This is a genomic window from Streptomyces sp. ADMS (genome assembly GCF_033441795.1).
GTDB lineage: Bacteria > Actinomycetota > Actinomycetes > Streptomycetales > Streptomycetaceae > Streptomyces.
In genome coordinates this window covers 1-10249 of sequence record NZ_JAVFVX010000178.1, presented here as the reverse complement: position 1 = coordinate 10249, position 10249 = coordinate 1, and the positions used below count along the sequence as shown (strand labels likewise).

7 protein-coding genes are annotated in these 10249 nt (G+C 69.8%); 1 reads left to right on the top strand and 6 read right to left on the bottom strand.

Going from position 1 to position 10249, the window contains the following annotated elements:
• Window positions 1-92: 92 nt before the first annotated feature.
• The gene (locus RB628_RS37940; protein ID WP_318325204.1) at window positions 93-539 is read right to left on the bottom strand and encodes an SRPBCC family protein; all 447 of its coding nucleotides are present in this window, start codon (window positions 537-539) and stop codon (window positions 93-95) included.
• 78 nt (window positions 540-617) lie between these two features.
• Between RB628_RS37940 and RB628_RS37935 the strand changes: the two genes are divergently transcribed.
• A complete protein-coding gene (locus RB628_RS37935; RefSeq protein WP_412180790.1) occupies window positions 618-3086 on the top strand; it encodes an SCO7613 C-terminal domain-containing membrane protein in 2469 nt (822 codons plus the stop codon).
• A gap of 7 nt (window positions 3087-3093) precedes the next feature.
• Here RB628_RS37935 and RB628_RS37930 read toward each other — a convergent pair whose 3' ends face one another.
• The 5 genes from RB628_RS37930 to RB628_RS37910 form a co-directional block, all read right to left on the bottom strand.
• Complete coding sequence (locus RB628_RS37930) at window positions 3094-5829, bottom strand: Tat pathway signal sequence domain protein (protein ID WP_318325202.1); 2736 nt, start codon at window positions 5827-5829, stop codon at window positions 3094-3096.
• Window positions 5830-5932: 103 nt separating this feature from the next.
• A complete protein-coding gene (locus tag RB628_RS37925) occupies window positions 5933-6532 on the bottom strand; it encodes a hypothetical protein (RefSeq protein ID WP_318325201.1) in 600 nt (199 codons plus the stop codon).
• A 10-nt stretch (window positions 6533-6542) separates the two neighbouring features.
• On the bottom strand, window positions 6543-7418 hold the full coding sequence (locus RB628_RS37920) for a carbohydrate ABC transporter permease (RefSeq protein WP_318325200.1): 876 nt from the start codon (window positions 7416-7418) through the stop codon (window positions 6543-6545).
• The gene (locus tag RB628_RS37915) at window positions 7415-8371 is read right to left on the bottom strand and encodes a sugar ABC transporter permease (RefSeq protein WP_318325199.1); all 957 of its coding nucleotides are present in this window, start codon (window positions 8369-8371) and stop codon (window positions 7415-7417) included. The genes RB628_RS37920 and RB628_RS37915 overlap by 4 nt, the downstream gene beginning before the upstream one ends.
• A gap of 14 nt (window positions 8372-8385) precedes the next feature.
• A complete protein-coding gene (locus RB628_RS37910) occupies window positions 8386-9672 on the bottom strand; it encodes an ABC transporter substrate-binding protein (RefSeq protein ID WP_318325198.1) in 1287 nt (428 codons plus the stop codon).
• Between the last annotated feature and the right edge of the window lie 577 nt (window positions 9673-10249).

Sequence of the window (10249 nt, the reverse complement as noted above, 5' to 3'; positions counted from 1 at the left end):
ACCAGTGACCTCTTCGGTGTGAACGAAGCGCTCTCCCACTGAGCTAATCGCCCGGGAACGGACTGAACAATACAGGTCCGGGCGGGCTTCGTTCAAACCGCTTGGAGATGGGTGGCCAGTCCTCGTCGTCCCGCGCGCATCATCAGGGCATGGTTGGCGAGGAAGATCGGCCGTCCGGGCACGGCGAGCCGGCGCATCAGTGGCTTGCGGACGTCGACTTCCTGGTCGTAGTGGGCGCGAGTGCCGTAGCCGGCTTCGGTGAGTGTCCAGCGCGCCCAGCCGTCGAGGTCGCCGCTCATGGCGATCTCCAGGACCCCGGCGGCCGGGTCGCGCCGCACCTCACGGGCCGTGAAGGTCAGGTCGTACGGGAGGAGGGAGCGGATGCGGACGACGCCGGTCGTGTCGTCGACGCGGTGCACCTCGCGCACCTGGCGCCACCAACGCGGATACTCCTCGGCCCGTTCAAGGGCCTCGTACACGACTGAGGGGGCTGCGGGCAGCCGCCACCGGCTGTGGAAGCGGTAGTGGGTCCATTCCATAAGCGGAGTGTGCCCCGGACGCGGGCACGGAGGCGCACATCCGAGGCACATCTGAGTACGTGCTGAGTACGCGGACTCATGCCGTACGAAGTGACGCGAACCACACTCGACGGCATGACGCATTTTCCGCCCCCGGCCGAGGAGCTGCGGCTCATCGACGCCGAGCTGTGGCAACTGGACGCCCGCCGGAACCAGCTGTTGACGCGCCGCACCTGGCTGGTCGCGGCCCTGCACCAGGCACGGCCGACGCCTGTCGCACCGCCCCGCCCCGAGTCGTCCGTGCCGAGCGTCCAGAACGTCCTGCTCCTGCTCGGCGGTGTTCTGCTCACCATCGCGGCGATGGTGTTCACACTGGTCAGCTGGGGTCATCTGGGAATCACCGGGCGGGCCCTGGTGCTGGGCGCGGTCACGCTGGCCGCGCTCGCCACGCCGGTGGTGCTGCTGAAGCGGGGGCTGCGCTCGACGGCCGAGTCGGTGGCGGGCCTCGGGCTCGCGCTGACGGTGCTGGACGCCTACGCGCTGCACACCGCGGCACTCGCGGGCACCGACGGCACGGGGTACTCGGCGGTCGCGGCGGCCGTACTCGCGGTGGTGTGGGCCGGGTACGGCCTGCTGCCCGCCACCCGCGGCCTGCGGCTGTCCCTGCCCGCCGCACTGGCCTCGGCCCAACTCCCGCTGCTGCTCTGGGCGCTGGCCGCCGACGCGGTGCCCTACGGGGTCACGTCCGCGCTCCTGCTCACGGCCGTGTTCGACACGGCCGTGGCGCTCCGGGTGACGGCCCGGTCCGTACGGGTCGTCGCGGCGATCGGCGCGTACGGCATGGGCGGCTGGGGCGTACTGGCCGCCGGCTGGCTGTCCTGGACGGCCACCGGGCCGAGCGCCGTCGCCCGCGCGGCGGCGCTCCTCCTCCTCGCTGCGGCGACAGCGCTGGGCGCCGCCTGGTACGACGGCATCCATGAGGCGCGCACCGACGAGCACGGCCCGGGCCGGAAGGACGCCCTCGGCCTCACGGTGGCCTCAGGGCTCCTCGTCGTCGCGGCCCTGGGCGGTGCGGTGCGCCCGGCGCTGCCGGAGGCGTGGACCGTTCCGGTCCATCTGGCGTGCGGGATCGCCCTGTTGGCGACGCTGCGGGCCGGGCGGCTGCCTGCGGCGGTGCGGCACGGCTTCGTGTGGGCCTCGGGCACCGTACAGGCGCTGGCCGTGCTGTGGGCGCTGCCCGTCGTCGGTCTGGCGCTGCTCGGGCCGGTCGGCTGGGCGGAACTGGCCTGGACCGGCGCCCCGTCGGACGCCCGTGCCGCAGTGACGCTCGACACGCCCTGGCCGCAGCACGCGGAGACGGCTCCCGTCGCTCTGGCGGCCGTCGCGACCGTGCTCCTCCTGACCGTCCGGGCCGGCATCTGGCGGCCTCAGGCGCGGTGCGGCGCGCCGGTCCTGCTGTGGGCGACGCCGTTCGCGCTGCCGGCGGTACTCGAACTCCCCTATGCTGCCGCTTTGTTGACCCACAGTGTCCTGACAACCGGGGCGCTCGCGGCGACGGTGTACGTACGCCGAGGCACGCACGCCCCGCCAGAGGCAACGCCGGCCCGTCCGTTCACTCCGCCTCGGCTCACCACCCTCGTCCTCGCCCTGGTCGGCTCCCTCAGCCTCGCCTTCCTCTCCCTCGCCGCGCAGTCAGCGACCCTCGCCGTGCTGTCCGCCCTGACCGCGCTGTTCACGGCGGCCTCGTGGCACCCGCGCCTGGCCCCTGTCACGGCGCCGGCCGCACTCGGGTACGCCGCCGCACTCGCCTGCGCGACCGGCGCCGCCCTGGACTGGCAGCCCTCGCACACCGCGCTGCTCGTGCTCGCCGTCCCCGCGGCCGCGGCCCTGTTGGCCGCACGCGGGGGCAACGCCCGGGCCGTCGTGCCGGTCGAGGTCGTGGGCGCGGTCGGCGGGCTGCTCGCGGTCGGGCTCGCGCTCACCGACCCACCGCTGCTGGCCCTGGTGCTGGCCCTGTGCGCAGTGATCGCCGGGGGCACGGCGATCCGCCCGGACCGCCGCCCCATGGGCTACGCGGCCGCCGCCCTGTTCATGCTGGCCACCTGGGTACGCCTGGCGGCCTGGGACGTCGAGACGCCCGAGGCATACACGCTTCCGGTCACCGTCCCGGCGCTGCTGCTCGGCGCCCTGCGACGGCGCCGCGACCCGCAGGTGTCCTCCTGGACGGCGTACGGCCCCGGCCTGGCCGCCACCCTCGTGCCGAGCCTGGTCGCGGCCTGGGGCGACGCGCACTGGACCCGCCCCCTGCTGCTGGGCCTGACGGCACTGCTGGTCACCCTGCTGGGCGCCCGGCACCACCTCCAGGCCCCCCTCGTGCTCGGCGGTTCGGTGCTGGTCCTGGACACGCTGCACGAACTCACGCCCTACCTCGTCCAGGTCACCGACGCCCTCCCCCGCTGGGTCCCTCCCGCCCTCGCCGGACTGCTGCTGCTCGTACTCGGAGCGACGTACGAGCGGCGGATCCGCGACGTCCGGCGGGTGCGGGAGGTCCTCGGAGAGATGAACTAGCCGTCCGCTACGGCATCTTGTCGCCCAGCAGTGCCAGGTTCTCGATGGCGGCGAGGCCGTAGAGAGCGGTCTCGTTGGTGGACACCCAGCTGGCCTCGCTGCCCGGGACGAGGGCGACCGGGCCGCTCACCGGCTCGGTCTTCCAGGGGGCCGACTCCTTGTAGCCGTCGGAGTTGTAGAACTTGTCCCACGCCCGCTTCGCGAGCTTCGCGTCCCCGGTCTTGACCGCGGCGTACGCGTCGAGGCGCGAGTGGCCCTGGAACAGCAGCAGGGTGCCGAAGTTGGAGCCGTAGCGGGCGGCCTGCTCCGCCTTCGTCGCGTTGAAGTAGCGGCAGTAGTCGAAGTAGGCCTCGTTGAACTTCGGCATGTCGACGAGGTCGATGAGTTCGGCGCAGAGCTCGTTGAGCCCGAAGACGGCGGAGAGGTGCGAGACGCCGACGGCGGGCGCCGAGGCGACCGCGAACCTGCCCGTGTCGAGGTCGTACAGACCGGTCCCCTGCACGAATCCGTTGGGCTGGGCGGCGATGGTCTCCATGGTGGACAGCACCCGCGCCTTGGCCTTCTCCCACTTGGGGCCCTTGCGCTCCCACTCGGTCAGCCAGGCCGACACGAGCCCGCTCCAGTCGGTGCCGAAGCCGATCGACAGGGCGTGCCGGTCGGGGGTGTACGGCTCCGTGCGGATCTTGCGGATGGGGTCGAGGACGAGGAAGGTCTCGTCGCTGTCGACGTTGGCGTGCATGAGGTCGCCGACACGCTCGTCGCCGGTGAGGAAGTAGTAGTAGCGGCGGTAGGTGGTGTTGGCGATGCGCTGCTGCTTGGCACTGTCGGCGTAGTGCTGCACGCCGTGCCGGGTACCGAGGCCGGCCCACTGTCCGAGGTGGTAGACGTCGACCTCGCCGGTGTGCCGGGTCATCGCTTCGGCGAAGCGGAAGATGTCGGCGCGTCCGGAGCGCAGGTACGCGAACCAGAGCCAGAGGTCCGGCGACAGCTCGGAGTTGTCCCAGGCGTAGCCGCCGATGTCGTACCGCCACTGGTGCCTGAAGGTGTCGTAGGTGTGCATGATGTCGCCGTAGTCCCAGAAGCCGTACCAGCGGCGCTGCTCCACCTGGTCCTTGTAGTAGGTGAAGAGGAAGTCGAGGTGGTCCTCGATCTTGGCCTTGGCGGGGGTGGACCGGTCGGGCTCGGAGTACAGCCCCGGACCGAAGACCTGGGCCTTGATGAGCTGCTTGGGCGGGGCGGCGAGCTGCGGCAGCACCCGTACGGCTTCGACCTGTTCGGCGAGTTTCTCGGCGGTCGGGGTCGACTCGTTGGCCCAGAAGAGGAGTTCGGAGGTGCGGGCGATGCCGTACGGGGTGCCGAACCCGGGTTCGTAGTCCTCGTAGGTGATGTTGAGGCCTTCGAGCTGCTTCGCGTGCGTGTCCTGGCCCATGCCGTCGTGGTAGAAGCGCAGGTCCATGGGCTGGGCCTCGGGCGACCAGAGCCAGAGGGTGACCTCGGCCTCGTCGGTGTGGGCGTCGCGGATGTCGAGCTGGGCGGGGTGCTTCTCCCAGAAGTCCCTCAGCCCGAAGGAGAATCCGCCGCCGGCCCCACCGACGTAACCGAACCCGGAGGCCCGCTTGCCGCCGCCGGCGCCGATCCAGCCGTGTCCCTTCTTCGTGCGTTTGCGGAGACCGAAACCGTCGGCGGAGAGCTGGGAGAGGGTGTAGTCGCCCCACTCGGGGATGTACTGGAGGCGGGTGGTGACGCGCTGGTCCCAGGTCGAGGGGTCGGGCAGCTTCTCCCCCGCGAACTGGGCCGCCTGGACGGCCGCTCCGGGATCGCGCCGCTGCCCCGTGATGCCCTTGACGGCCTCGCGCAGCAGACCGGTGCCGTCGCCGCCGATCCGGATGTGACGGTCGTACGAGGCGTCCCGCATCGGCACGGTGAAGCGGACCCCGAGGCCGCGGATGAAGTCGCCGCTGGCCTTGCCGGGCTCCTGGGTGCCGTCGTACGTGATGGTGTGGACCATACGGAACGAGTCGGCACCGGCGTAGAAGTACAGGCGGACGGAGAAGGGAAGCCAACTGCGGCTGCCCTTGCGGTGCTTGCCGTCGATGCGGACAACTGCCCTCACCGGGCCGTCCTGTTCGACCTCGACCTCGCTGATGGCGCTCTCGAAGCGCTCGAACTTGGTGGTGCCCTGGTCCTCGTCCTCGATCTCGGGCTGGCGGATGAGGACGAGCCGCCCGTTCTTCGCGATCTCTGTGGAGCCGCGGGTCACCGACTTCACCAGCGTGGAACCGGACTTGCCGATGCGGGCGGTGATGACTCCGGTCGATATGTCGATGGTCCCGCCGCGTTTGTCGACGGTGACCTTCGCGGCGGGGGCCTCGGGCGCCCCGGCGGCGAGCGTCAGCTTCCCGGCGCCGCCCGAACTCACGGCGTGCGCGGTCCACTTGAGGGATCCGTCGGGCCAGTAGGCGAGCGGCCAGGACTGCACGGGTACGGCCTTGCCGTCGGCGTCCGTGAGCGCGAAGGTCTGGCTCGCGTCGTACGTGCCCCTGGGCCAGGGCACGCCGACCGTGGAACCGGGGGCGGCGCCGAGGCCGCCGTCCTCCAGCCAGTCCAGGGTCACCGGGTCCGCGTCGGCGGCCTCGGCTCCGGGCGCCGCCTGGGCGTTCGAGCCGAGCGCCCAGCTGAACTGGGCGGCGGCTCCGGCGACTGCTGCGGCCTTGAGAAGGGACCTGCGGGGGATGGGAGACATGGGAGACCAGCCTTTCCTTTCCATGCGGGTGCAGGGGTAGTCAGGGCATGACAGAGAGAGGTACGGCGCCCGGGGCGCCGACCTGGTGCAAGGGCACCGCCCGTCAGCGGTGCCGGTACCGCTCCTCCACGGCGACGGCCGCCGCCGCGACGGCCCCGAGGACGGGAACCGCCAGCGGCGGAAGGAACCCTGCGGACAGAGCCACGACGGCCAGCCCGCAGACGATCAGGAAGGACCCGGCGGGATCGCGCACGGTCCGGCGCCCGGCACCCGCGAGCAGGGCCCGCCAGGGGGCGCCCGGCGTCCAGACGGCCGCCGCCCGCAGCAGGGCCACGGCGAGTCCGATCAGCGCGAAGATGCCGACGGCCCCGACGAACGGCCCGCCGGGAATCCCGGCCCGCGCCGCCAGGACGTCCACCCAGACCGCGGCGGCCGCCGCCCAGCCGGCGAGCCCGACGATCCACCCGCCGCGCACGGCCGCCCGGAAGTCCGCGACGAACTCCCGCCAGCCGCCGGCCTCGTGGGTCGTACGACGTCGCAGGTGCCGGGCGCCGGCCGCGAAGGCCGCGGGGTAGGTGACGATCCCGAGACAGGCCACGGCGATCCACACGCCGGTGAGCAGACACTCGGCGAAGACCGCGAAGCGCTCGCCGAACACGGACTCCCTGCGCGGGGCGCGGGCCTTCACGCGTGCTTGGGCCATGGTGACCGCCTCACCCCTTCAGTCCGGAGGTCGCCATACCGTCGATGAGGTAGCGCTGGAAGGCCATGAAGAAGGCGACGACCGGCACCAGCGCCACCAGCGACATGGCGATCATGCTGCCGTAGTTGGAGACGCCCTCCTGGTCGCGGAACATCATCAGGCCGAGCGAGACGGTGTACTTGGAGGGGGTGTTGAGGTAGATCAACGGCCCCATGAAGTCGTTCCACGCGTTGATGAAGGTGAAGATGGCGCTGGTGATGATGGCCGGGCGGCTCAGCGGGAGCACGATGGACCAGTAGGTCCTCAGGTGCCCGCAGCCGTCGAGTTTGGCGGCCTCGTCCAGCTCGCGCGGCAGCCCGCGCATGAACTGCACCATCAGGAAGACGAAGAACGCCTCCGTGGCGAGGAACTTGCCCGCGACGAGCGGCACGAGCGTGTCGATGTAGCCGAGGTTGCGGAACAGGACGTACTGCGGGATGAGCAGCACGTGGTACGGCAGCAGCAGCGTGCCGATCATCAGCGTGAAAAGCATGTTCCGCCCGGCGAACCGGATCTTGGCGAAGGCGTACGCCGTCAGCGAGCTGGAGATCACCACACCGACCACGGCCAGGGCCGCGTACATCAGCGAGTTGCTGAAGAAGCTGGTGATGGAGATGCCGGAGATGCCGTCGGCGAGCCCGGAGAAGTTCGCCCAGACCGGTTTCGTGGGCAGCAGGTCGAGGCTGGCGATGATGTCCTTGCTCGGCTTGAACGAGGCGCCGAGCACCCAGATCACCGGGTAGAGGACGACCGCGAGCACGAGAAGCGCGCCCATGTGCCAGGCGAGGGAGCCGATGCGCCGCCGCTCGTTCGTGGCGTGCTCAACAGGGCTGGTGGCAGTGGTCACTTGGCGGCCTCCTCGTAGTGCACCCACTTCTTCTGCGACCAGAACAGGACCGCCGTGACGAGCGCCACCGCGATCACCAGCGTCCAGGCCATCGCGGAGGCGAAGCCCATCTGGGCCTCCTTGAAGCCCTTCTGGTAGAGGTAGCAGGTGTAGACGAGGGTGGCGTCGGCCGGCCCGCACCGGGTGTCGGAGACGACGTACGCCGAGCCGAACACCTGGAACGCGTGGATGGACTCCAGCAGCACGTTGAAGAAGAGCACCGGCGAGATCATCGGCAGCGTGATGTTCCAGAACCGCCGGAAGGGGCCGGCTCCGTCCACCTCGGCGGCCTCGTACAGTTCCTGCGGCACCTGCTTGAGGCCGGCCAGGAAGATGACCATCGGTGCGCCGAACTGCCAGATGCTCAGGGCCACCAGTGCGTACAGGACATAGTCCGGGTTGCCGATCCAGCCGCCGACATCGAGCCCGAAGACCTTCTGCGTACGGTCCACGACGGCGTCGTCGGAGAACAGCGCCCGCCACACGAAGCCCACGGAGACGCTGGCGCCGATGAGCGACGGCATGTAGAACGCGGCCCGGTACATGGCCTGCCCGCGCCGCTTCTGCGCGAGCAGCAGGGCCACTCCGAGCGCGAGGAGCAGCTTCAGCGGTGTGGCCACGACGACGTACTTGAGGGTGACCTCGACCGACTTCTGCCAGCGCGGGTCCTGGAACATCGTCGTGAAGTTGTCCAGCCCCACCCACTGGGGCGGTGTGAACAGGTTGTAGCTGGTGAACGCGTAATACAGCGACGCGATCATCGGTCCCGCCGTGAGCAGCAGGAACCCCGCGATCCACGGTGACATGAAGAGATAGCCGGCGATGTTCTCGCGGCGCCGCCCGCGCGGCCCGGCGGCAGGAGCGGCGGACCGCTTCTTCGCCGGGCGCACGGGCGCTTCCTTGACGAGCGTCATGGTGGTACGTCCCCTCAGCCCGCGAACGCGGCCTTGGCCTCGCTGAACAGCGCCTTCGCGCCGTCGGCCGGCTTGGTCTTGCCCTGGGCGATCTCACCGCCGATACGCAGGAAGGCCGACTCGATGACGTCCGCGCCGGACGGGTGCGGGGTGATCTTCCCGAGCACGCCGGCCTTGGCGACCTCGTCCTCGTAGGCCGCGACGCCCTTGTTGTTGGGGTCGGTGGGCTTGAACGCGTCGTACTGCTCGGTGGTGGCGAGGATGCCGCGGTCGTAGCCCATGATCTTGCCGACCTCGGGGTCGTGGACCATGAAGCTGATGAACTGGGCGACTTCCTTGGGGTGCTTGGTCCCGGAGAAGGCACTCATCATCAGCGAACCGAGGTACTGGCCGGTGTCCTTGCCGTCCGTCGTGGGGATCGGCGCGAGCCCGTAGTCGGACTCTCCCTCACCCTCGTAACGGATGGAGAAGTTGTCCCAGGTGAATTCGGACGCGGCCAGCCCCGCCGACAGACCGGACTTGGGCATGACCTGCTCGATCTTCTTGGGGTCGGCGACGAGCCCGGACTTCACGCGCTTGTAGCCGTCCTCCCACCACTGCGTCAGATCGTCCTCGGTGAAGCCGAGATCGGTGTCGGTGAAGAAGGCCTTGCCGTTCTGACGCAGGTACAGGTCGTAGAGGTACATGATGGTGAAGTAGCCGGTGTCACCGGCGATCTTCAGCTTGTCCTGGATCGTCTGCAGCGCGTTGAAGTACTCGTCCCAGGTCCAGCCGAACTTCGCCTCCACGCCCGCCTTCTCGAAGGCCTTGAGGTCGATGACGAGCGCCATGGTGTTGGCGCCGACGGGAATACCGATCTGCTTGCCGTCGACCTGACCGTTCGCCAGAACGCCGTTTCGGAAGTTCTCCAGGTCCAGATTCCCGGCGTCCGCCTGCGCCTTGAGATCCATCAGAACGCCACGCTTGTCGTACTTGCGCAGAAAGCCGACCGCATTCTGGAAAACGTCCGGCGGATTACCGCCGGAGGCCTGGGTCTGGAACTTCTCCCAGAACGCCGCGTAGTCAGTGAATTCGGGCTTGATCTTAATCTTCGGGTACTTCTTCTCGAAGAGCGCGATCGTCTCCTTGATGGCGATGGTGCGCGGTTCGCCACCCCACCAGGCGTAACGGATCGTCACCGTCCCGTCCCCGGAACCGCTGTCACCACTGCATCCGGTCGTTGCCGCCAGCCCCAGCACGGCCGCCGAGGCTCCGGCCGCCTTAAGGATCGTTCGCCTCTCAACATTCCCGTTCTTAGGCACAGTCAGGCCCTCCCCGCGACGTCGTTGGCGCCTGCATGAATCGTTTCAAGTAAGCGCTTGCTGGCACAAGTTACGGAGGGGCTCGGAGTGCGTCAATGATTCGGACAGGAATTTTCTGTGAGCGCGCCGGGCGGGGGTGGCGCACGAGCCGACCCGGGCGCCCGGCAAGGAGGTTGACGTCGCAGGTGAGGCGCCTGGGGTCGGCCGGTCGAACACCGACAGGCCGCCGGTATTTATTTGAGACGGGGCCGAAATGCGCCTACCGGATGGGAAGTTGACGCTGCACGGCGCGAGCGCTCGCGAGTGGTGCCATCGGGATCGACGGGAACGGGAGGGCACCTGCCGGGAGGTTCAGGATGCCCCCGCGGGGGACCCAGGCGAGGGCACAGGAAGGCCGCGAGGGTACGCGGGGCGGAGCCGGGAAGAACCGTCGCACACGCGGGACGACCGGCGTCGACAGGTGAGGCCGTACGACGAGTGCGGCCCGTGTCCACATTTCCGTGGACACGGGCCGCACTCGATCCGGTGGGCGATACTGGGTTCGAACCAGTGACCTCTTCGGTGTGAACGAAGCGCT

Coding starts and splice junctions, on each gene's coding strand:
- RB628_RS37935 (WP_412180790.1), top strand. CDS start 618: ATGCCGTACGAAGTGACGCGAACCACACTCGACGGCATGACGCATTTT.
- RB628_RS37940 (WP_318325204.1), bottom strand. CDS start 539: ATGGAATGGACCCACTACCGCTTCCACAGCCGGTGGCGGCTGCCCGCA.
- RB628_RS37925 (WP_318325201.1), bottom strand. CDS start 6,532: ATGGCCCAAGCACGCGTGAAGGCCCGCGCCCCGCGCAGGGAGTCCGTG.
- RB628_RS37930 (WP_318325202.1), bottom strand. CDS start 5,829: ATGTCTCCCATCCCCCGCAGGTCCCTTCTCAAGGCCGCAGCAGTCGCC.
- RB628_RS37915 (WP_318325199.1), bottom strand. CDS start 8,371: ATGACGCTCGTCAAGGAAGCGCCCGTGCGCCCGGCGAAGAAGCGGTCC.